The organism is Streptomyces sp. 7N604, assembly GCF_052245475.1.
GTDB lineage: Bacteria > Actinomycetota > Actinomycetes > Streptomycetales > Streptomycetaceae > Streptomyces.
In genome coordinates this window covers 66,920-88,267 of the sequence record NZ_JBQQBX010000015.1, presented here as the reverse complement: position 1 = coordinate 88,267, position 21,348 = coordinate 66,920, and the positions used below count along the sequence as shown (strand labels likewise).

Annotated in this window: 18 protein-coding genes; 5 read left to right on the top strand and 13 right to left on the bottom strand. The window is 73.0% G+C overall.

The genetic code is table 11. The features are described from left to right. Positions 1-9 precede the first annotated feature (9 nt). From ACTWP8_RS18055 to ACTWP8_RS18045, 3 genes are all read right to left on the bottom strand, one after another. Positions 10-1,332, bottom strand: a complete 1,323-nt coding sequence (locus ACTWP8_RS18055; protein ID WP_443323243.1) for a sensor histidine kinase — start codon at positions 1,330-1,332, stop codon at positions 10-12. 5 nt (positions 1,333-1,337) lie between these two features. Next, positions 1,338-2,519 (bottom strand): hypothetical protein, encoded by a 1,182-nt coding sequence (locus tag ACTWP8_RS18050; protein WP_443323158.1) that lies wholly within the window; start codon positions 2,517-2,519, stop codon positions 1,338-1,340. Between the two features lie 109 nt (positions 2,520-2,628). Beyond that, positions 2,629-3,399, bottom strand: coding sequence for an IclR family transcriptional regulator (locus ACTWP8_RS18045; RefSeq protein WP_443313568.1), 771 nt, complete (start codon positions 3,397-3,399; stop codon positions 2,629-2,631). A gap of 113 nt (positions 3,400-3,512) precedes the next feature. Here ACTWP8_RS18045 and ACTWP8_RS18040 point away from each other — a divergent pair, with 113 nt between their 5' ends. From ACTWP8_RS18040 to ACTWP8_RS18030, 3 genes are all read left to right on the top strand, one after another. Beyond that, on the top strand, positions 3,513-5,099 hold the full coding sequence (locus ACTWP8_RS18040) for an aldehyde dehydrogenase (NADP(+)) (RefSeq protein WP_443323157.1): 1,587 nt from the start codon (positions 3,513-3,515) through the stop codon (positions 5,097-5,099). Positions 5,100-5,222: 123 nt separating this feature from the next. Beyond that, positions 5,223-5,534, top strand: coding sequence for a hypothetical protein (locus ACTWP8_RS18035; protein WP_443323156.1), 312 nt, complete (start codon positions 5,223-5,225; stop codon positions 5,532-5,534). A 70-nt stretch (positions 5,535-5,604) separates the two neighbouring features. Beyond that, positions 5,605-6,669 (top strand): aminotransferase class V-fold PLP-dependent enzyme, encoded by a 1,065-nt coding sequence (locus tag ACTWP8_RS18030; RefSeq protein WP_443323155.1) that lies wholly within the window; start codon positions 5,605-5,607, stop codon positions 6,667-6,669. Between the two features lie 164 nt (positions 6,670-6,833). Here ACTWP8_RS18030 and thpD read toward each other — a convergent pair whose 3' ends face one another. From thpD to ectA, 4 genes are all read right to left on the bottom strand, one after another. Next, a complete protein-coding gene (gene thpD, locus ACTWP8_RS18025; protein ID WP_443313571.1) occupies positions 6,834-7,733 on the bottom strand; it encodes an ectoine hydroxylase in 900 nt (299 codons plus the stop codon). A 79-nt stretch (positions 7,734-7,812) separates the two neighbouring features. After that, on the bottom strand, positions 7,813-8,217 hold the full coding sequence (locus tag ACTWP8_RS18020) for an ectoine synthase (RefSeq protein ID WP_443323154.1): 405 nt from the start codon (positions 8,215-8,217) through the stop codon (positions 7,813-7,815). Between the two features lie 85 nt (positions 8,218-8,302). Continuing rightward, positions 8,303-9,568, bottom strand: a complete 1,266-nt coding sequence (gene ectB / locus ACTWP8_RS18015; protein ID WP_443323153.1) for a diaminobutyrate--2-oxoglutarate transaminase — start codon at positions 9,566-9,568, stop codon at positions 8,303-8,305. An 83-nt stretch (positions 9,569-9,651) separates the two neighbouring features. Next, the gene (ectA, locus tag ACTWP8_RS18010; protein ID WP_443323152.1) at positions 9,652-10,215 is read right to left on the bottom strand and encodes a diaminobutyrate acetyltransferase; all 564 of its coding nucleotides are present in this window, start codon (positions 10,213-10,215) and stop codon (positions 9,652-9,654) included. Positions 10,216-10,682: 467 nt separating this feature from the next. Between ectA and ACTWP8_RS18005 the strand changes: the two genes are divergently transcribed. Further along, the gene (locus tag ACTWP8_RS18005) at positions 10,683-11,774 is read left to right on the top strand and encodes an amidohydrolase family protein (protein ID WP_443323151.1); all 1,092 of its coding nucleotides are present in this window, start codon (positions 10,683-10,685) and stop codon (positions 11,772-11,774) included. Between the two features lie 382 nt (positions 11,775-12,156). Continuing rightward, complete coding sequence (locus ACTWP8_RS18000; protein WP_443323150.1) at positions 12,157-13,125, top strand: SCO1860 family LAETG-anchored protein; 969 nt, start codon at positions 12,157-12,159, stop codon at positions 13,123-13,125. A 143-nt stretch (positions 13,126-13,268) separates the two neighbouring features. Here the strand turns inward: ACTWP8_RS18000 and cobC are convergent, their stop codons facing one another. The 6 genes from cobC to cobM form a co-directional block, all read right to left on the bottom strand. Continuing rightward, on the bottom strand, positions 13,269-14,351 hold the full coding sequence (gene cobC, locus ACTWP8_RS17995) for an Rv2231c family pyridoxal phosphate-dependent protein CobC (protein WP_443323242.1): 1,083 nt from the start codon (positions 14,349-14,351) through the stop codon (positions 13,269-13,271). After that, positions 14,335-15,303 carry a sirohydrochlorin chelatase gene (locus ACTWP8_RS17990; protein WP_443323149.1) on the bottom strand — a complete coding sequence of 323 codons (969 nt, stop codon included), beginning with the start codon at positions 15,301-15,303 and terminating at the stop codon, positions 14,335-14,337. The genes cobC and ACTWP8_RS17990 overlap by 17 nt, the downstream gene beginning before the upstream one ends. Then, positions 15,300-15,977, bottom strand: coding sequence for a precorrin-8X methylmutase (locus ACTWP8_RS17985; protein WP_443323148.1), 678 nt, complete (start codon positions 15,975-15,977; stop codon positions 15,300-15,302). The genes ACTWP8_RS17990 and ACTWP8_RS17985 overlap by 4 nt, the downstream gene beginning before the upstream one ends. Before the next feature lie 470 nt (positions 15,978-16,447). Continuing rightward, the gene (gene cobJ, locus ACTWP8_RS17980; protein ID WP_443323147.1) at positions 16,448-18,436 is read right to left on the bottom strand and encodes a precorrin-3B C(17)-methyltransferase; all 1,989 of its coding nucleotides are present in this window, start codon (positions 18,434-18,436) and stop codon (positions 16,448-16,450) included. Beyond that, the gene (cbiE, locus tag ACTWP8_RS17975; RefSeq protein ID WP_443323241.1) at positions 18,433-19,560 is read right to left on the bottom strand and encodes a precorrin-6y C5,15-methyltransferase (decarboxylating) subunit CbiE; all 1,128 of its coding nucleotides are present in this window, start codon (positions 19,558-19,560) and stop codon (positions 18,433-18,435) included. The genes cobJ and cbiE overlap by 4 nt, the downstream gene beginning before the upstream one ends. An 895-nt stretch (positions 19,561-20,455) precedes the next feature. Next, positions 20,456-21,289, bottom strand: coding sequence for a precorrin-4 C(11)-methyltransferase (cobM, locus tag ACTWP8_RS17970; RefSeq protein WP_443323146.1), 834 nt, complete (start codon positions 21,287-21,289; stop codon positions 20,456-20,458). Positions 21,290-21,348: the final 59 nt, after the last annotated feature.

The following is a 21,348-nucleotide window of genomic DNA, read 5'->3' as shown; positions in this document are numbered from 1 at the left end:
TCCGCAGCGTCACCGGGCGGCCTCCACGGGCAGCCGTACGGTGAGGCGCCACACGCCACCGTCCTCCCCGGCCGACGAGCTGCCGTGCAGGAGCGCGGCTCGCTCGGCAATGCCGCGCAGGCCGCGTCCACCGCCCCCCTCTGAGCGCCCGGTCTTTGCGCTGCGGTCGGCCTTTGCGCGGTCGGCCTCAGCGCGCCCCGCCTCATCCCGCCGTGCCACCACCGGGTTCTCCATCCTGATCTCCAACTCCCCCTCGTCCAGGGCGATCCGCAGCCGCACCGGCACCTGCCCCGCGTGCCGCAGCGCATTGCCGAGCCCCTCCTGCACGATCCGGTACGCCTCGCGGGACACCACGTCGGGCAGCCCGCCCAGCTCCCCGAGCGTGGTCGGCTCGACGGCGGCTCCCGCCGCGCGCGTCCGGTCCAGCAGCCCGCCGAGCTCGGCGAGCGTGGGTCCGGGAGCCCGCGCGCCCTCGTCGTCCTCGCCCCCGCGGTCCTCCCCCTCGCGCAGCAGGCCCAGTACGGTGTCGAGCTCGCCGACTGTACGCCGCGCGGTCTCCTCGATGGCGGCCAGCGCTTCCCGGGCGAACTCCGGGTCTGCGTCCAGGACTTTGCGCGCCGCGCTCGCCTGAAGGCTCACCGCGCTGAGCGCGTGGCCCACGGAGTCGTGCAGTTCGCGGGCGACCCGGTTCCGTTGCGCCAGCGCGGCGGCCCGCTCCTCGGCGACGGCGAGCCGGTCGGCGGGCGTGGGGCCGAGCAGCGCGGGCGCGCAGCGGGCCAGCAGCGCCCCGGCAGCCGCGGCCACGGCCGCCAGCGCGATCAGTACGGCGACGCCCGCGACCGGCGCGAGCGCCAGGCCCGCGCCGTCGAAGACCTCGGGGACGCCCAGCCGGGAGTCGCGCAGCCCGGCGAAGAGCGGCAGCACCACCAGGACGGCGGAGAACGGCGGTACGGCCAGGGTGGCTCCGCTGATCACCCCGCCGAGCGCGAGATGCAGGGTGTACCAGACCGCGGTGCGGATCCGTGCCGCGCGTGACTGCGCCGGTCCGCCCGCCAGGCTCTCCGCCGGGACACCGCACAGCGCCCGGACCGCGGCCACCGACAGCGGCCGTACGAGCGGGAAGAAGGCGGTCAGCGCGGCGACCGGCAGCGCCAGGGCGTATGCGGCGAGCTGCAGCGGCAGGGCGGTGAAGACGTTCCGGTCCGGGGCGAGCGGGCCCACGGCAACGCTCGCCAGCAGGAAGTACGGCATCAACAACGCCCCGCCGAGCACCAGATGGATCCAGCGCAGCCGGGCACGCCGCCCGATCAAGGCGCGGGCCGTCCGGCGCAGAGCGCTCACGGCGTGCGGCGCTGCGCGGCCGCGGCGCGCTCGAAGCCGCGCCGGCCTCCGCGCCGGCCCCTGCCTTCGCCGCCGCGCGGGCCTCCGCGTTGGCCCTGTCGTTGGCCTCCGCCCTCGCCTCCGCGTCCGCCCGCGCCCTCGGCGAGGAAGTAGGCGCCGATGGTGGCGACCAGCATCCCGACGATCACCTGGACAGCGTAGGTCAGGCTCATGGCGTACGGGACCTCCTTCGCCGGGTCGTCCGCGACCGCCGCGGAGAGCGTCAGCCAGCCGCCCCAGCAGGCGAGCGCGCTGGATCCGGTCCATGCCAGGGCCAGGGGCACGCGCAGCGGTACGGTGCGCCCGAGGCGGAAGGCGAGCATGAGCGTGCCCGCGACCGTGCCGAGCGCGAAGAGGACGAAGACCGCTTCCAGGGCGTAGAAGTCGCTCGCCCTCTCCCCGGCCCGGGACTCGCTGAGCCCGGCGTTCGAGCCGCAGGCCCACAGCAGGTGCATGGTCAGGGGCAGCAGGGCGAGCAGCGCGGCGGCGACGGCGGCGGCCTGCTGTGCGGGCCGGGTTGGGCTCGCGGGCAGGTCCCCGAGCGGGCCGCGCCACAGATGGCCCCAGCGGTCCCGCGCGTACAGCACGAACAGGGCGCCCAGAGCGAGTCCTTGGACGATGAAGCCGCCGTAGACGACCCCGAAGACCCACTCGTCGAGGAACGGGTCCTTGGCGCCCGTAGCGGTGGCCGTGCCCGTGTTCACGGATCCGCCAAGTGCCTTGACCAGCAGCTGGAGCGGATATCCGGTCATGATCGGCACGAGCAGCCCGGTGCCGACCCACACGGGCAGGAGCAGCAGCCAGGCCGGGGTCCGCTGCCCCCACGGCCGGGTGAGCAGCAGCGCGAGCACGATCACGCAGCCGTCCATGAGGACGGTGAGGCCGTTGGCGAGGGCCATGCCGGTCCCGGCGTTGCGCAGCGAGCTGCCCTCGGGGATGCCGAGGTGACTGCCGGAGATCCAAGCGATCTTGAGCGAGAGATACGGGAGGCAGGCGGCGATGGCGGCCGTACGGAGAGCCCGGCGGGCGATGCTCGTGCGTACGGGGTCGCCCGGGGAGCCGGGGGAGCCTGGCGAGGCGGGGGAGCCTTGTGAGGCGTGGGAGCCGGATGCGGTGGAAGCGAGCGGTGTCTGTGCCATGCCCACCAGCGTTCCGCCGGGCTCCCGGACCGCGCCTCAGCCCGTACGGCGATCCGCCTCCGCCGAGCGGAGGAGGCGCGCCTCATCCGCGCCGGCGTCAGAGGCGGCGTCAGAGGCGGCGCGTCGCGAGGGTGAGCCGGTCGCGGGCGTCGAACAGCGCGTCCTTGATCGTCTGCTCGTGGGCCGGGGTCAGCCGGGCGACCGGCACCGAGCAGCTGATCGCGTCCCGGGCCGGCGTCCGGTAGGGGATCGCGACGCCGAAGCAGCGCAGGCCGATCGTGTTCTCCTCGCGGTCCACCGCGTAGCCCTGCTCGCGGACCACGCGCAGCTCCTCGATGAGCTTCTCGCGGTCGGTGATGGTGTTCTCGGTGAGCGGGCTCAGCGTCTCGGGGAGCAGCTTGCGCACCTGCTCGTCGGAGTAGGTCGCGAGGAGCGCCTTGCCGAGGGAGGTGGAGTGGGCCGGGAGGCGGCGGCCTACGCGGGTGAAGGGGCGCAGGTAGTGCTGCGACTGCCGGGTGGCGAGGTAGACGACGTTGGTGCCGTCGAGGCGGGCGAGGTGGATGGTCTCTGTGGTGTCGTCCGAGAGCCGGTCCAGGGTCGGGCGGGCGGCGGCCACGACCTCGTCGCCGTCGATGTACGAGGTGCCGACGAGCAGCGCGCGGACGCCGATGCCGTAGCGCGTGCCGGTCGCGTCGGTCTCGATCCAGCCCAGCTCCACCAGGGTGCGCAGCAGCATGTAGAGGCTGGATTTCGGGTAGCCGACGGCCTCCTGGACCGCGGCCAGGCTGTGCATGCCCGGCCGCCCGGCGAAGAACTCGAGCAACTCCACGGTCCGTACCGCCGACTTGACCTGGGCCCCGCCCGACTCCGCAACCGGCATCGCCCTTGACCCCTTCGTTCGACCGGAAATAGGGTCCCGGAAGAGTTCATCATCAGGGACAATGTTCAGCATATCGAACAATGCCCTGTGAGCGGCAAGCAGGAGGATCCGCGGTGGCAGCACCAGCAGCACCAGTCTGGAGTGTCGACCCCCGAACCGGGAAGCAGCGGGAGCAGGTTGCGGTCGAGGCCACTGCGGAGGAGGTCGACCGGGTGGTGCGCGCTGCCCACGCCGCGCGCGGAGCCCTCGCCGACCGGGCCGTGCGCGCAGCGTTCCTGCGGAGTGCCGCAGACCTGCTCGACGAGGCCGGTGACCACGTCATCGAGGCCGCCGACGCGGAGACCGCACTCGGGCCCGGCCGGCTCACGGGCGAGCTGGCCCGTACGACGTACCAGCTGCGCGCGTTCGCGGACGTCGTGGACGAGGGCGCGTTCCTCGACATCGTCATCGACCACTCCCACCCGTCGCCCGCCACCACCCCTCCAACGAGCGCTTCGCGCGCACCTCTTTCCGCGGGCCCCGTCCCCCGGCCCGACCTGCGGCGTTACAAGGTGCCGCTCGGCGTCGTCGCCGTCTACTCCGCCAGCAACTTCCCGCTCGCCTTCTCCGTCCCCGGCGGCGACACGGCGAGTGCGCTCGCCGCGGGCTGCCCGGTCGTCGTCAAGGCGCACCCCGACCACCCCGGCACCTCCGAGCTGTGCGCCGCCCTGCTGCGCATGGCCGCGGGGCGGCACGGCCTGCCGGAGGGCGTGGTGGGTCTGGTGCACGGCTTCGAGGCGGGCGTCGAGCTGGTGCGGCACCCGCTGATCTCCGCGGCCGGATTCACCGGTTCGATTCGCGGCGGGCGCGCGCTTTTCGACGCGGCCGCCGCCCGCCCGGTGCCCATCCCCTTCCACGGCGAGCTGGGCAGCCTCAACCCGGTCGTCGTCACGGAGGCCGCGGCGCAGGAGCGCGCGGAGGAGATCGGCGCGGATCTCGCCGGGTCGATGACGCTCGGCGCGGGCCAGTTCTGCACCAAGCCCGGGCTGGTACTCGCGCCCGCGGGCGCGGCGGGGGACCGGGTGGTCAAGGCCCTGACCAAGGCCGTCAGCGACACCACGGAGGGCGTGCTGCTCGACGCGCGGATGCGGGACGCGTTCGTGGCGGGCGTACGGGCGCGGACGGCGCTCACGGGTGTCGAGAGCCCGGTCACGCCAGGCGAGACCGGCGAGAATGCCGTGGCCGCGGGCTTCCTCACCGTCCCGGCGGGGCGGCTCGCCGATGGGGGCGAGCATGGGCTGCTGCTGGAGGAGTGCTTCGGGCCTGTGACGGTCGTCGCGCGGTACGAGGACGAGGCCGAGATCACGGCGGTCCTCGGACGGCTGCCGGGCAATCTCACCGCGACCGTTCACCTCGGAGCGGGCGAGGCGGGGGAGGGCGACGGACTGGCGGCGCGGCTGCTGGCCGAACTCACGCCGCTCGCCGGGCGGGTACTGGTCAACGGCTGGCCGACGGGCGTCGCCGTGGCCCCTGCCCAGCACCACGGCGGGCCGTACCCGGCGACGACTTCGACGTCCACGTCAGTCGGCGGCACGGCGATCGAGCGCTGGCTGCGCCCGGTCACCTTCCAGGCCACGCCTGAGGCACTGCTCCCTCCGGAACTCCGCGACACCAACCCGCTGGGCCTCCCGCGCCGCGTAAACGGCCACCAAGAGCCCTGACGCGGCGGCCGCCAGAACACGGGCCAGCGGGGCACGGCCGCGCCCCGGCGCACGGCCGCGCCTCTGCGGTGCTGCCGGTGCGCCGGGGGCTATGAGGTCACGGCCTATGCGCCCGGCCAGTGGGTGCGCTTCGCCTTCAGCGGGCCGCGGGGCTTCCACGGCTTCCACTCGTACAGCGTCCACCCCGGCCAGGAGGGCAGCACGGCAGTCCTGCGCCACACGCTCGCCATGACCGCGCGTGGCCCAGCCCGCCTCACCTGGCCGCTGCTCTACCGCCCCCTCCACGACGCCGTCATCGAGGACGGCCTCGACCGCGCCGCGCGCGCCTGCACGGGCGACGTCGCGAGCCCCGCCCGCTGGAGTCCGTACGTACGGCTGCTGCGCCGGCTGGTCCGGCTCCTCCCGGCTGCCCCGCAGGTCAGACCCCATGCATAAGCATCGCTTGGGGAATTCCGTCAAAGATGAGCGATGGACGGGGAGATCGCCGGGGCCCATAGTGAGGGGCATGGAGAAGAGCCTCGGCGGCGCCGAGTTCGCGCCGCAGACGACGTATCTCAACACCGCCTCCAGCGGGCTCATCCCCGCCCGTTCCGTCACCGCCATGCGCGCCGCCGTCGAGGACGCGGCCGCGGGCAAGCCGCAGGAGGGCTTCGAGGCTGTCGAGGCCTCCCGCGCCACGTACGCCCGCCTCGCCGGGGTGCCGGTCACCCGCGTGGCCGCCGGGGCCTCGGTCGCCGTGTACGCCGGGCTGATCGCGACCTCGCTGCCCTCCGGCGCGGAAGTCCTCGTCGCCGACGGCGACTTCAGCTCCCTCGTCAACCCCTTCGTCGTCCGCCGCGACCTCACCGTGCGCAGCGCGCCGCTCGAGGACCTGGCCGATGCCGTACGCCCGTCCACCGCGCTCGTCGCCGTCAGCGCCGCCCAGTCGGCGGACGGCCGGATCGCGGACCTGGAGGCCGTACGGACCGCGGCCCGTGCCCACGGGGCCCGTACGCTCGTCGACGCCTCCCAGGCGGCGGGCTGGCTGCCGCTCACCGCCGCTGACTTCGACTACACCGTGGCCGTGGCCTTCAAGTGGCTGATGTGCCCGCGGGGCGTCACCTTCCTCACCGTCCCCGAGGACCTCGGCGGGCTCACGCCCGTCTTCGCGGGGTGGGTCGCGGGTGAGGAGCCCTGGGACAGCTGCTACGGACCAGTCGGGCAACTCGCCCAATCCGCCCGCCGCTTCGACGAGAGCCCCAGCCCTTTCTCGTACGTGGCCGCCCGGCACTCCCTCGAGCTCGTCGAGGAGCTCGGGCCGGAGACGATTCACGCCCACGACGCGGCTCTCGCCGACCGGTTCCGCACCGGCCTCGCCGGACTCGGACTGGGGCTCGGGCACGAGCCCGTGCCGGCGCCGGGGTCGCCGATCGTCGCGGTGCCCGGCCTCGGCCACGCCGCGGAGCGTCTCGCCGAGGCCGGGGTGTACGTCTCCGCCCGCGCCGGGAACCTCCGCGCCGCCTTCCACCTCTACAACACCTCGGCGGACGTGGACCGTCTGCTCGACGTGCTGTCCGGCGTCCGCCCGTGAAAGAGCAAGAGCGCCCCTGAACGAACGGGAGCCCCGTCCGGCTGACGCACCCACGGCCGGACGGGGCTCCCGCGTTCCACGCGGCGCTGTGGCGCTGTGGCGCTATGGCCTCACTTCGCGGTCACCGCAGTCACCGCAATCACCACGTCGCGCTCACTTCACCGTCACTTCACGGGCGTGAAGTCGCGCGCGCCGATGAACTCCGGGCGCCGGATCGGCGCCGCGAACGGCTCCACGGCCTCGTTCTCCACGCTGTTGAAGACGATGAAGACGTTGCTGCGCGGGAAGGGCGTGATGTTGTCGCCCGAGCCGTGCATGCAGTTGCAGTCGAACCAGGTCGCGGAGCCCGCCTTGCCCGTGAACAGCTTGATGCCGTGCCGGCTCGCGAAGCCCGTCAGCGCCTCGTCCGACGGCGTGCCCGCGTCCTGCATCTGCAGCGACTTCTTGTAGTTGTCCTTCGGCGTGGCCCCCGCGCAGCCGAGGAACGTCCGGTGCGACCCGGGCATGATCATCAAGCCGCCGTTGGTGTCGTAGTTCTCGGTCAGCGCGATCGAGACGGACACCGTGCGCATCCGGGGCAGGCCGTCCTCGGCGTGCCAGGTCTCGAAGTCCGAGTGCCAGTAGAAGCCCGAGGCTCCGAAGCCCGGCTTGACGTTGATCCGGCTCTGGTGGACGTACACGTCGGAGCCGAGGATCTGGCGGGCCCGGCCGACCACCCTCGGGTCGCGCACGAGCTCCGCGAACACCTCGCTGATCCTGTGCACCTCGAAGACCGACCGCACATCCTGCGACTTCGGCTCGATGATGGAGCGCTCGTCGGCCCGGATGGCGGGGTCGGAGATCAGCCGGTTGAGCTCGGCGGCGTACGTCGCGACCTCGTCGGGGGTGATCAGCTGATCGATCGCGAGGAAGCCGTCGTGGTCGAAGTCGCGCAGCTCGGACGGCTGGATGGGGCCAGGGGCCCCCGGCTCCGACCAGACGACCGGGTCCAGACGCGGGGTGCTGACCTCTGTCGCGCCACGCGTCGGATAGAGATCGGCCGTTCGCTCGGGTGCGATGGTCATGGTGGTGCTCCTTCTCCTCTCGTACCGGCCCTGTCTTTCTGCTCCCCATGGGGGATCTCTCGGTTCCCCAAGGGGAAGTTCAGTTGTCCGCGGGCTCGGTGAGCAGCGGGTACACACCGTTCTCGTCGTGGTCCTCGCGGCCCGTGACCGGCGGGTTGAAGACACAGATGCAGCGGAAGTCCTGCTTGATCCGCATCGTGTGCTTCTCGTGCCCGTCGAGCAGGTACATGGTGCCCGGCGTGATGATGTGCTTCTCGCCGGTCTCGTCGTTGGTGAGCTCGGCCTCGCCCTCGACGCAGACCACGGCCTCGATGTGGTTGGCGTACCACATGGAGGTCTCCGTACCCGCGTACAGGACGGTCTCGTGCAGGGAGAAGCCGACGCGCTCCTTGGCGAGGATGATGCGCTTGCTCTCCCAGGTGCCCGACGCGGACTTGACATGCCGGTCGGTGCCCTCGATGTCCTTGAAGGACCGGACGATCACGGTGATGGTGCCTTTCTGTCTCTACGGTCGGCGGTACGGGGCCGGCGGTCAAGGACGGCGTTACCTGGCCGCCGGCCAAGGGCCGTCAGGCCGTCTCGCGCACCGCACGGGCGAGGGTGCGCAGCCCCTCGTCCAGCTCCTCCGGGCTGATGGTCAGCGCGGGGAGCAGCTTGACGACCTCGCTCTCGGGACCCGAGGTCTCGATGAGCAGGCCGAGTTCGAAGGCGCGGGCCGCGATGGCGCTCGCGCGCTCCTTGTCGGCGAACTCGATGCCCCAGACCAGGCCCCGGCCGCGGTACTCGGCCTCCTCCGGGAGTTCGTCGACGATGGCGCGCAGGGCCTGCTCGACCTGCTCGCCGCGGGCGAGGGTCTGCTTCTCCATCTGGCCGTCGGCCCAGTACGTGTCCAGGGTCGCGGCGGCCGTGACGAAGGCCGGGTTGTTGCCGCGGAAGGTGCCGTTGTGCTCGCCCGGCTCCCAGATGTCCAGCTCCGGCTTGAACAGGGTGAGCGCCATCGGCAGCCCGTAGCCGCTGATGGACTTCGAGACGGTCACGATGTCCGGCACGATGCCCGCCTCCTCGAAGGAGAAGAAGGCGCCGGTGCGGCCGCAGCCCATCTGGATGTCATCGACGATCAGCAGCATGTCGCGGCGCTCGCACAGGTCGGCCAGCTCGCGCAGCCACTCCGCGCGTGCGACGTTGATGCCGCCCTCGCCCTGGACCGTCTCGACGATGACGGCGGCCGGCTGGTTCAGGCCGGAGCCCTGGTCCTCCAGCAGGCGCTCGAACCACAGGAAGTCCGGCACCTGGCCGTCGAGGTAGTGGTCGAACGGCATCGGGGTGCCGTGCACCAGCGGGATGCCGGCGCCCGCGCGCTTGAAGGCGTTGCCGGTGACGGCGAGCGAGCCGAGCGACATGCCGTGGAAGGCGTTGGTGAACGAGACGATCGCCTCGCGGCCCTTGACCTTACGGGCCAGCTTCAGCGCCGACTCGACGGCGTTGGTGCCGGTCGGGCCGGGGAACATGACCTTGTACGGGAGGTCCCGCGGCCGCAGGATGATGTTCTGGAAGGCCTCGAGGAAGGCCCGCTTGGCCGTGGTGGACATGTCCAGGCCGTGGGTGACGCCGTCGCGCTCGATGTAGTCGATCAGAGCGCGTTTCAGCACCGGGTTGTTGTGGCCGTAGTTGAGGGACCCCGCGCCGGCGAAGAAGTCGAGGTACGTGTGGCCGTCCTCGTCGTACATGTAGCTGCCCTGTGCGCGGTCGAAGACGGTGGGCCAGCCGCGGCAGTAGCTGCGCACCTCCGACTCCAGGGTCTCGAAGACACTCAGGTCGGGCTGGGTGATGGTCACAGCATGCTCCTGGGAGATGAGTGGGGGAGAAGAAGAAGTCTCGGGATGGCTCGGAAGTCTGGGGTCGGGAAGTCCGGGGGAGGTCAGCGCTGGGGCGCTGGAGCCGCGATGGGGCCGATCCGGTACAGCACCTCGGGCTCGTGGCCGCCGTCGGGGAACAGCCCGCCGTCGAACAGCACCTCGCGGTCGACCTGGGCGCCGTGCCGCTCTGCATACGAGGTGAACAGGCGGTTCGACGCGGTGTTGTCGGGCGTGATCGTGGTCTCGACGCGGCGCACGCCCAGCTGCTGGGTGACCCGGGCGGTCAGCCCGTCGAGAAGCGCGGCGGCCAGACCGCGGCCGCGCTGCGCGTGATCGACGGCGACCTGCCAGACGACGAGGGTCTGCGGGCGCTCGGGACGTATGTAGCCGGTGACGAACCCGACGGGTTCGTCACCCTCGCCACGGGCCACCACCGACGTGGCCGCGAAGTCGCGACACCACAGGAGGTAGCTGTACGAGGAGTTGAGGTCGAGCACCTGGGAGTCACGGGCGATGCGCCAGATCGCGGCTCCGTCCTCGACCCGCGGGGTGTCGATCACGATCCCCTCCGGCATTTCGAGGAATTCACTATGGGCGCCTGCAAGGTCTGCTTGTGCGGCGGTCATGCAGATTCAATTTACCCAGTGCAATTGGAAAATGCATCGCCAGGCGGGGTTCCGCTACGCGCCGGTCTGTGGTATCGCGCGGGGGCGCGCGTGCGCGCTGAGCAGTTGCGAATCGTGGCGGTTTGCCCTGTAATTCTGGGACGAAGCGGACACCTTGTGAAGTGTGTCACGCGTCTGTAACGGCTGCGAGATCCGCCCGAATTACGGTGCTTCACGCTAGTGGAAGTTTGGTGTTTGGGTTGCGGAAAAGCGGGCAGAAGAATACGGGAAGCTACGCTTCTGAGGAATTGGAATAGCGTCCGGAGAAGATATCCGGATTTCCGGTTGCGGGGAAGACCCGGTGGACTGGTGGCCCAGCGCCGGTGACTCAGCGCCGCCCAGCGCCGCCCAGCGCCCCGGTGGCCCGGTGGCCCGGTGGCCCGGTGGCCTGGTGCCGCGCCGGGCAGGGGGCTCGTACAGTGCGTGCCATGAGTGAGAGCGCGGTGCTGCACATCAAGGGGCGGGTTCTGGTCGGCCCCGAAGAGGTCCGGGACGAGCTGTGGGTCGTGGACGGGAGGGTCTCGTACGAGCGGCCCACCCGCGCGCGGGAAGTACGGGCGACTTCAGGCTGGGTACTGCCGGGGCTGGTCGACGCACACTGTCACGTCGGCCTGGACGCCCATGGCGCCGTCGACGAATCGACCAGCGAGAAGCAGGCGTTGACCGACCGGGATGCGGGCGCCCTTCTGCTGCGCGACGCCGGATCCCCCGCCGACACCCACTGGATCGACAACCGCGAGGACCTTCCGCGCATCATCCGTGCCGGGCGCCACATCGCCCGCACCAGGCGTTACATCCGCAACTACGCGCACGAGATCGAGCCGGAGGACCTGGTCGCCTACGTCGCGCAGGAGGCCCGCCGCGGCGACGGCTGGGTCAAGCTCGTGGGGGACTGGATCGACCGCGGCACCGGTGACCTGAGCGCCTGCTGGCCGCGCGGGGCGGTTGAGGCGGCCATCGCCGAGGCCCACCGGCTCGGCGCCCGGGTCACCGCGCACTGCTTCGCCGAGGAGTCCCTCGCCGACCTGGTGGAGGCGGGCATCGACTGCATCGAGCACGCCACGGGGCTGACCGAGGAGACCATTCCGCTGTTCGCGGAGCGGGGCGTCGCGATCGTCCCGACCCTCGTCAACATCGCCACGTTCCCCGCGCTCGCGGACGGCGGCGCGGCGAAGTACCCGCGCTGGGCCGACCACATGCGGCAGCTCCACGCCCGCCGCTACGACACCGTGCGCGCCGCGTACGACGCCGGGATCCCGGTCTACACGGGCACGGACGCGGGCGGCTCGCTCCCGCACGGCCTCGTCGGATCCGAGGTCGAGGAGCTCGTCAAGGCCGGTATTCCGGTCACCGCGGCGCTGTCGGCGGCGACCTGGGGCGCCAGGGAGTGGCTGGGACGGCCAGGGCTGACCGAGGGGGCACCGGCCGACCTCGTGGTTTACGAGACCGACCCGCGGGCGGACGTACGGGTACTGACCGCTCCGCGGCACATCGTGCTGCGGGGGCGAGTGATCAGCTGAGGGGTCTCGGGGAGGGCGGGGGTCAGGGTCAGTTCGTGGGTCGGGGGCCGGGCGGGTCCGGGGGCCGGGTCGAGGGTCTCCGGGGCCGGGTCCGGGGGCCCGACGGGCGGTTGACAGAGCGTTACTCGGCTGGGGCGCGCGTCGTTTTTCTTGTTTGCGGCCCGGGGTCCGGTTTGTGTTGCAGGGGTGACGCACGGGAACGTCTGTGTCCTCGGATTCGAATACGAGGTACGGAAACCACCCTTTGGGATGAACTCACGTCAGGTGCGTGCCTGTTCACCCTCAGTGCGTGAAGATGGCGGGCACCGAGGCCGTCGGCGCTCTTGGTGTCCCCCATTGGCGGCGCCGTCGGCTCCATGTCTCTTGTGGGGGTTTTCTCACCGTGAACAGCTCTGCCTTCAGCATGCCCGTGCGCCGTGCCGCCGCCGTGCTGACCGCCACCGCCCTGGCCGCAGGCCCCGCGGCCCTTCTCGGCGCCGTGCCCGCGCACGCCACCGACGGGGACGGCGGCGACGGAAAGGCCGGTGCGGTCGTGCTCCGCACCGGTCTGGACGTCAACTTGCAAAACAAGACGGCCAACGTCCCGCTGAACGCCTCGCTCAACGAGGTGCGCGCGCCCGAGAGCGCCGAGAAGACCGCGCTGTCCGTGACGCTCGACGGAGTCGACCAGGGCAGGCCGGTCAGCGTGCTGCGCGCCGATGTTGCCACCGCCCGCGCTACGACGGACCGGCACAAGGCCGAGGGCTACGCCAATCTCGTCCACGCCAAGGTCCATGTGCCGGGTCTGCCACTGCTGTCGCTGATCGAGGTCCAGCAGGTCACGTCGAAGGCGGTGTGCGAGGCCGGTAAGCAGCCCACGGCGGAGTCGAACGTGCTCGGCACCGTGCTCGTGCTCGGCAAGAAGGTCACGCTCAAGGCGTCCGGCACGACCAGGGTCGATGTGCCCAACGTGGGCGAGGTGCAGCTCGACCTGTCGAAGACCGCGACCACTTCGCGTACGGCCGCGGCCACAGCCCTGGAACTGTCGGTCTCCGTCGACCCGCTGAAGCAGAACGTCGCCGAGGTCGACGGCCGGGTCACGCTCGTCCAGGCCACCTGCGAGAGCCCCGCCGCCGCTCCCGGTGAGGAGCAGCCGCAGGAGCCGAAGCCCGAGGAGCCGCAGCCCGGGGACGAGAAGCCGCAGGAGGAGAAGCCCGGCGTCAGCACCCAGACCAGCGAGGTCAAGGAGAAGGACAACCTCGCGGAGACCGGCGGCAGTTCCACGACGCCGTATCTCGCGGGCGGCGCGGCCGTACTGATCGCCGCGGGCGGCGGGGCGCTGATTCTGACCCGCCGGCGCCGCCGGAGCTGATGCCGCTGGGCCCGATCCGGTGTCGGACGGCCGGGTTCGCGGCCCGGGCCGGGACCCCGTCTCGGCCCGGGTCCCCGTCCCGGCCCGGGTCTCGAGCCCGGGGCCGGGTCCCTCCGGGACAGGGACCCGGGCCGCGCCTCCGCTCAGCGTTGGGCGAGGACCTTCGCCAGGGCCTCGGCGAAACGGTCGGTCGTGTCGCGGTCGCGCACGGCCACCCGCAGCCAGTCGGGGCCCAGGCCCGGGAACGTGTCGCCGCGGCGGACCGCGAACCCCACCTCGCGCAACCGGTTCCGTACGTCATCCGCGCCCGCCAGCCGTATCAGGACGAACGGCCCGGCGGCGGGCTCGCACGCGTACAGGCCATCGAACTCGGCCAGCCGGGACAGCAGATGGGCGCGGTCGGCGGCGATGCGGTGCGCGGCGTGCGCGGCCTCGGCGAGCGCCGGGGGCGCACTGCACGCCTCCGCGGCGGTCAGCGCGGGAGCGGACACCGGCCACAGCGGCTGGTTCCGCTCCAGTGCGGCGATCAGCTCGGGTTCGGCCAGGACGTAGCCGATGCGCAGCCCCGCCAGGCCCCAGGTCTTGGTGAGGCTGCGCAGCACGACCAGGCCCGGCAGGTCCGCGCGCGAGGCCAGGGACTCGCGCTCGCCCGGCACCGCGTCGATGAAGGCCTCGTCCACGACGAGGACGCGCCCGGGGCGGGCCAGCCGGGCGAGTTCGTCCGCCGGGTGCAGTACGGAGGTGGGGTTGGTGGGGTTGCCGACCACGACGAGGTCGGCATCCTCCGGGACCGTGTCCGGGCGCAGCCGGAAGCCGTCCCGCACGTCCAGGAGCACCCGCTCCACCCGGTGGCCCGCATCCCGCAGGGCGGCCTCCGGCTCTGTGAACTGCGGGTGCACGACCACCGGCCTCCGGGTCCGGAAGGCCCGTGCCACCAGCACGAACGCCTCCGCAGCCCCGGCCGTAAGCAGCACACGGTCCACCGGCAGCCCATGCCGTACGGCCACGGCCTGGCGCGCCGACCTCGGGTCCGGATAGACGGCGAGCTCGTCCAGAGACGAGGCGATCCGGGCCTTGAGCCAGGCCGGTGGGGTGCCGGCCCGGACGTTGACCGCGAGATCGGTCAGTCCGGCGCCGGCATCCCGTATTTCCGCGTCGCCGTGATGGCGCAAGTCGGGTGCGGGCGCGTCCGCCCGCACCCGGTGCGGGTCAGTGGGCGTGGGCATGGCCGTCGTGGTGATGGTGCTGGGTGCCATGTCCGTGCCCGTGCGCATGCCCGTGTTCTCCGTGGACGTGACCGTCGCCGGACGGGTCGTCGGGGTGGTGGTGCGGCTGCTGCGGCAGGCCCACCTTGTCCTCGAAGCCGGGCAGGGCGATGCGGTAGACGCAGGAGTCGCAGTTCATCCGCAGGTTGCCCTCGACCGCCTCCCGGTAGCGCTCCATGACCAGCTCCAGCAACTCGTCCGTCGGCCCGATGACATCGGCCGACAGCACCTCGATCTCGGGGTGCGCCGACGCCCAGCCCTCCGTCTGCATCCGCACCCGGTCGGGCAGGATGCCGGTGAACAGGAAGTACGGCAGCACGACGATGCGGCGCGCGCCGAGCTTCTTGCAGCGGTCGAGCCCTGACGGCACGTCGGGCGCGGCCAGCGACACGAAGGCGGTCTCCACGCCCGCGAAGCCGCGGCCTTCCCAGAGGAGTCGGGCGGCCTTGTGCACCTCGGCATTGGCGTCCGGGTCGGTCGAGCCGCGGCCCACCAGCAGTACGGTCGTCTCCGCCCGGTCCGCGGGCGTACGCGGCTGCGCGCCCAGTGCCTCGTCGAGCCGCCGCTCCAGGACCTTCAGCAGGCTCGGGTGCGGGCCGAGCGGGCGGCCGTACTGGTACGAGATCGCGGGGTGCCGCTCCTTCTCACGGGCGAGCGCGGCCGGGATGTCACCCTTCGCGTGCCCGGCCGACACCAGCATCAGCGGCACGGCCGCGAAGTGGTGCACGCCCTGCTCGACGAGCTCGGCCACCGCGTCCGCCAGCGGCGGCGGGGACAGCTCGATGAACCCGCCCGCGACGGGCAGTCCGGGGTTGCGCCGGCCCAGCTCGCGTACAAAGTCGCGGAAGGCCTCGGCCCCCGCTTCGTCACGGGTTCCGTGGCCGGCGATGAGCAGCGCGGGCGGGGTGGTCACGAGTTCTCCTTGGTCGTGCGGGGGGTGGTGCGGGTGGTTGTGGTGCGGGGGGTGGCGGCGCGGGTGGTCTTACGGGTGGTCGTAGGGACGGGGCTGACCGATCTGGTGGGTTCTGTGTACAGCAGCGCATTGAGGGCGGCCGCCGCGACCGCGGAACCACCCTTCTCCGAGACGTTACTGACGGCGGGCAGACCACTCGCACGCAGGGCCGCCTTGCTTTCCGCCGCCCCGACGAAACCGACCGGCAGGCCGATGACCAGCGCGGGGTCGGCGCCGAGCACGAGCAGCTCCTCGAGGGCCGTCGGGGCACAGCCGATCACCCAGAGCGCCCCGGGTCCCACCCTCTCGTACGCCAGGCGCACGGCGTGGGCGGATCGCGTAAGACCGGGGCCGGACTTCGCCTCGCCCAGTCGGCAGACCGCCTTACGGGAGGTGATGCCCGCCGCCACCATCTCGACGTCGGCGACGACCGGGGCCCCGGCGTGCAGTGCGGCATGCGCGGCCTCGAGGGATCGCTCGTCGCAGACCAGGTCCGTGGCGTACTCGAGATCGGCGCTCGAGTGGATGACCCGCTCGACGACGGCCCGGGTGAGCGGCGGCAAGTGGCTGGTGTCGAGCCGCGACCGCAGGATGCGGAACGACTTCTCTTCGATGGGGTGGACGGTGCGGGTCACGGGGTGGTCCTCCTCCGGAGGGGACGGCGGGAGCGGGTGCGGGTGCGGCGAGGGCGGGTGCGCCGCGAACGCAGCGCGGACTTCCGGCGGAGCGCCGCCCCCGCCGCGGCGCTCTGCGCCCCCGGCCTTTCCACTCGCGCCCGCCCCTGAAAGGCGCCAATGGGTGGGAAGACCGCGCCGGAGGCGCGGGGAGGCCGCCAGGAGGCAGGAGCGCGCCGTGACCAACTGAAGGCTCGGGGAAGGGCAATGCCGCTGGCTGGGCTGAGCGGGGCGGGCGGGTTGAGCGGGCTGGCTGAGCGCGGGCTGAGCTGAGCTGGGCGGGCTGGGCTGCCTGAGCGGTGCTGAGCTGGGCCCGGCTGTACGGTGCCTCGCGGTGGCTGACGGCCTTGCGCGCCGTCGGCCTTGCCGGCGGGTGCAGCCGCCCCCTCCTGGGGCAGGTCGTGCGCCTGGCCGCTGCCCGTCGGCGGGCGTCACGTCTGCCACCGGTAGCCGCGTGGGGTCACCATGCGGCCCGCCACCTCGCGGGCCGAGGTGTTGCCGACGACCACGACGGTCATCATGTCGACGGTCGCCGGGTCCAGTTCGGCAAGCGTCGTCAGGCGGCTGCTCTCGTCCGCCCGTGACGCGTTCCGCACGATGCCGACCGGCGTCGCCGGCGCGCGGTGCTCGGCCAGGATGCCGAGCGCCTTCGGCAGCTGCCAGTCGCGGCCGCGGCTGCGCGGGTTGTAGAACGTCACCACGATGTCGGCCTCGGCCGCGGCCCGTACCCGGCGCTCGATGACCTCCCACGGCGTGTGCAGGTCGGACAGGCTGATCGACACGTGGTCGTGGCCCAGCGGTGCGCCCAGGATCGCGGCCGCGGCGAGCGCCGCCGTCACGCCCGGCACACCCACGACGTCGATGTCGTCGGACGCCTCCGCGAGCGCGGGCGAGGCCATCGCGTACACGCCCGCGTCACCGCTGCCGATCAGCGCGACGGCCCGGCCGGCGCGCGCCTCGGCGACCGCCGTACCGGCCCGCTCCTCCTCGGCGCCGAGCCCGGACTCGAGGACGCGGGTGCCGGGACGCAGCAGGTCGCGGATCTGGTCCACGTACTGGTCGAGGCCGACGACCGTCGAGGCGCGGCGCAGCTCCTCGCGGGCCCGCGGCGTGAGCAGATCCCGGGCCCCCGGACCGAGTCCGACGACGGCGAGCCTGCCGCGCGGGCGGCGCCGGGCCACGGCCGCCGTGGCCATGGCCGGGCGGTTCTCCGGCGTGGACTTCCGCTTGGGCACGAGGAGTTCGGCGCCTTGGCCCGCGGCCAGCAGCGCGGCGGCCTCGGCGACGCTGGGCGTGCCGATGGCGGCGAGCGGGGCGCCGGACGGGTTGGGTACGTCGACGGCGGACAGCGCGTCGGCCGCGTACGTCCGCAGTGGCACGCCGAGCCGCTGCGCCGCCTCGACGAGCCCGGCCTCGTCCGCCTTCGCGTCGGCGGTCGCCAACTCGGCGACGGACCGCGCCGACAGCCCGGCCTCCGCCAGCGCCTCGCGGATCAGCTCCAGCACTTCCTCGGCCCCGACGCCGCGGCTGGCCCCGACCCCGACGGCCAGCGACGCCGGCCGCAGCACGGCGGCCCGCTCCCCGAGCGGGACGGTGCGGTCCGTGACCCACAGGACGGCGGTGCTGGTGGCGTCGGCGGTACGGGAGGCAGGGGCCGCGCCGGTCGCCCGGGCCGCGGCAGTATCGGCGACGACGGTGGTATCAGCGGTTACTGCGGTAACTGCCGCGCTGGTTGTGTCGGCCGGCCCCGTGGTGTCGACGGCGGGGGCACTGGCCGCAGCGAGTCCGTCAGCTGCGCCGGGCGCATCGGACCCTGGACCGGCGACTGTGGCCACGGGCGTCGGCCGCTCCGCCCGGGGCGGGGGCGGCACGTCCCCCGAGGTGCCCGAGCCGGGGCCCGGCGCAGGATCGGTCGCCGCCGAGCGGATATTGGGCGGCAGGGCGGGCAGCGGCCACTGGGCGTCCGCGTGGAGGGCGACCGGGTCGCCGTCGAGAATCGCGCGGGTCACGGCCGCGACCGCGCCCTCGACGGGCCAACCCAGCGTGTCCAGGCCGGGGATACCGGCCGCGTCGGTCGCCGTCGTCACCACCGGGCGGCAGCCCGGCAGCGCGTCGGAGACGGCGCGCGCCAGCGCGTTCGCGCCCCCGCCGTGCCCGCCCAGCAGGGCCACCGCGTGCTGCTGTGCCTCGTCGACACACACCACGCCCGGGTCGACGGCCTTGCCGGCGAGCAGCGGAGCGACCAGCCGTACGACCGCGCCGGTGGCGAGGAAGCACACCAGCTGCTCGCACTCCTCGAAGGCGCGCTCCACGGCTTCCCGCACCGGGCCTTCGTAGACCCGCGTGCGGTCCGGCCAGGCGGCCGCCAGCCGGTCGCGCGCGGCGGTGCCCGCCGCGGTGGCAGAAATGAGGCCGATCACGTTGGTGCTCCTTCGACAGCGATGCCTGTGGGGCGCGTGCCCCACAGCACGAAGACGGGGTTGGTCGCGGCGAGCCGGGTCACTCCACCGGGCAGGGGTGCGAGGCGGGAGGACTGCAGGAGTACGCCGTCCGGTATGAGCCCGGCGTCGGCCAGCGCGGCCCGCACCGCGGGCACCCGGTCCAGCGCGGCGAGCGTGACGACGACGCTGCGCCGCGCCCGCCGCCCGCACTCCGCGACGATCGCGGGCAGCTCGCCGCCCCCACCGCCGATGAACACGGCGTCGGGCTCCGGGAGTTGATCCAGCGCATCCGGCACGGTGCCGTGCACGGCCTGGACGTCCACGCCGTGGGCCGCGGCGTTCGCCCGGATACGCGCCACGCCGTCGGCGGTCTTCTCCACGGCGACCGCCGCCGCGCCCAGCCGGGCGCACTCCACGGCCACGGAGCCGGAACCGGCGCCGAGGTCCCACACCAGGTCGCCCGCGCGGGGCCCGAGCCGGGCCAGCGCGAGCGCCCGCACCTCGTACTTCGTGATGAGCGAGTCCCGGTGCTCGAACTCCGCCTCGGGCAGCGCCCATTGGCCCGGGCTGCCCGGCAACCCTGCAATGGTCCGCAGGCCGGGGGACAGCGCACGGTCCTCGTCCAGGCAGAGCACGACGCTCACGGTGCCGGGCCAGTCGCGCGCGGCGGCCTGGGCGGGCGAGAGCCGCTCCACGCTCTCGCCGCCGGGTGAGCCGAGCGCGGACGCGACGACGAGTGTCCGCCTCGCACCCGCGCGCATCAGGGCGGCACCGAGCTCGGCGGGGCCCGCCCCCGGGCCGGTCAGCACAGCGGTCTTGGCGTGTGCACGGCACACGTTGACGGCGGTCCGGATGTCGCGGCCGTGCGCACTGACCACGACGGCGTCGTCCCACGGCAGCCCGATACGGGCGAACGCGACGGCCACGGACGGCGCGCCAGGCCGCACATCCAGCGCCCCCGCGCCGAACCGCTCGGCCAACACCCGCACGATCCCGAAGAACCCGGGGTCCCCTGACGCGAGAACGACGACGCTCGCCGCCGCGGCCGCTCCGCCAGAGACGGCGGCAGGGTGGTCGTGAGCTGCTTCAGTGTGCGACGTCATGTGCTCGGTCGCCGACGGCTGCTCCGCGTCTTGGGATGCAGTGTCGGATGCGGTGTGGGATGCGGTGTCGCCCGTGGACTCGGCCGGGATGGCGCGGGCCCGCCCGGGAGAGCCGGTGGCTTCGAGGCCCTCGGTGTGAGGGCGAAGGTTCGGTTCGAGACCGGTTGACAGGGGTGCCTGCACGGTGGTCTTCGGGAGTTGCGAGGCGAGGCGGGCCTCGGCACGGGCCGCGGCGGGCTGTTGTTCGCGCGCGGCCGCTCCTTGGTTCCTGTCGCCAACTGGCTTGCCCAGCTGACCGGTTGGCGACGGTGTCTTCGCGAGGTGTTCCTCGATCAGGTCGAGGGCCGGGGACAGGGGGCCGAGGACTACGCGGGCAGCCTGCGGGGGCAGTTCGGCCGCCTCGAGGTGGCGGCGGGCACCGACCACGAGTTCGGCGGTTTCGAGGGCTGCACGGCATTCAGGGGAAAGGGGCGCGCCCGTGCCCGTGCCGATGACCGTGATCATGCGATCTGCCCCCGTCGTGCTCGTGTGGCCGCCGCGCGCTGTGCCGCAGGATGCCCGAGCCGTTCCCGAAGTCCGGCGTGGCTGTCCGGGCCGCTTCTCGCGGGCTTGGGGTGGTGGTTCGTGCTCGCGCGGTACCGGGCAAGGGATACCCGGGCACGGCCGTGCGCCGAGGAGCCGGCCCGCGCCGAACCGGCGCGCGCCGAGGTCCCGGCGGCGGACGGCGCCGTACAGCACGGTGATGCGGCGGTGGCCATGGAGACCTCCTCCTCTCGGTCGGTGAGTCGGTGATCGGTAGTGGGTGGCGGGGTGATCGGTGGCGGGTGGTGGGGTGCTCAGCTGGCGGGTGGTCGATGTTCAGCGCTGGGCAGTTGGGGGCTGCGGGGAGTGCGGTTCAGCCCTCAACCGGTGCCGCCGTCTGCGCCGCCGCGCGCAGGGCGCGGCGCGAGGCCGGGTCCGCGCGGCGGAAACCGTGGAAGTGCCCGGGGTGGTAGAGGTGCGAGCGCGTGCCGGAGGCGGAGAGCGCCGACCCCACCAGGAACAGCGTGTGCTTCCAGAGCTTGTGGGCCTTGACCGTCTCCTCCAGCGTGCCGATGGTGCAGCGCAGGACCAGTTCGTCCGGCCAGGTCGCCTGGTAGGCGATGACCACGGGTGTCTCGGTCGGGTAACCGCCCTCCAGCAGTTCCACCGCGAGCTGCCCGGAGCGGGCTGCCGACAGGAAGACCGCCATCGTCGTGCCGTGCCGAGCGAACTCCCGCACCTCCTCGCCGGGCGGCATCGGTGTCTTCCCGCCACCGAGGCGGGTGAGGATCACCGACTGGGCGACCTCCGGAATGGTCAGCTCCCGCTGGGCTATGGCCGCCACCGCCGAGAACGCCGAGACCCCCGGCACGATCTCGACGTCGAGGCCGAGCTCGACGCACCGGTCCAGCTGCTCCTGCGTGCCGCCCCACAGGGCGGGATCGCCGGAGTGGATGCGCGCCACCAGCAGGCCGTCCCGTACCGCGCGCTCGTAGACGACGAGGACGTCCTCCAGGGACATCGCTGCGGAGTCCAGGATCTCCGCTTCCTCGCGGGCGTGCTCCAGAACCTCCGCCTGCACCAGGCTGGCCGCCCAGATGACCACGTCCGCCTCGGCGATGGCACGGGCCGCGCGGAAGGTCAGCAGGTCGGCTGCGCCCGGGCCCGCGCCGACGAACGTGACCTTGCCGGTCGTCTCGGCGGGCATGGGATGGCTCCTTTGGGCAGCGGGGGTGTGACCAGGGGTGTGACCAGGGGTGTCACCAG

What these genes read in the sequence shown, in the direction of transcription:
- ACTWP8_RS18005 (WP_443323151.1), top strand. Translation starts at nt 10,683, where the DNA reads ATGAGTGAGAGCGCGGTGCTGCACATCAAGGGGCGGGTTCTGGTCGGC.
- ectA (WP_443323152.1), bottom strand. Translation starts at nt 10,215, where the DNA reads ATGACCGCCGCACAAGCAGACCTTGCAGGCGCCCATAGTGAATTCCTC.
- ACTWP8_RS18030 (WP_443323155.1), top strand. Translation starts at nt 5,605, where the DNA reads ATGGAGAAGAGCCTCGGCGGCGCCGAGTTCGCGCCGCAGACGACGTAT.
- cobC (WP_443323242.1), bottom strand. Translation starts at nt 14,351, where the DNA reads ATGCCCACGCCCACTGACCCGCACCGGGTGCGGGCGGACGCGCCCGCA.
- ACTWP8_RS18045 (WP_443313568.1), bottom strand. Translation starts at nt 3,399, where the DNA reads ATGCCGGTTGCGGAGTCGGGCGGGGCCCAGGTCAAGTCGGCGGTACGG.
- cbiE (WP_443323241.1), bottom strand. Translation starts at nt 19,560, where the DNA reads ATGACGTCGCACACTGAAGCAGCTCACGACCACCCTGCCGCCGTCTCT.
- thpD (WP_443313571.1), bottom strand. Translation starts at nt 7,733, where the DNA reads ATGACCATCGCACCCGAGCGAACGGCCGATCTCTATCCGACGCGTGGC.
- cobM (WP_443323146.1), bottom strand. Translation starts at nt 21,289, where the DNA reads ATGCCCGCCGAGACGACCGGCAAGGTCACGTTCGTCGGCGCGGGCCCG.
- ACTWP8_RS18050 (WP_443323158.1), bottom strand. Translation starts at nt 2,519, where the DNA reads ATGGCACAGACACCGCTCGCTTCCACCGCATCCGGCTCCCACGCCTCA.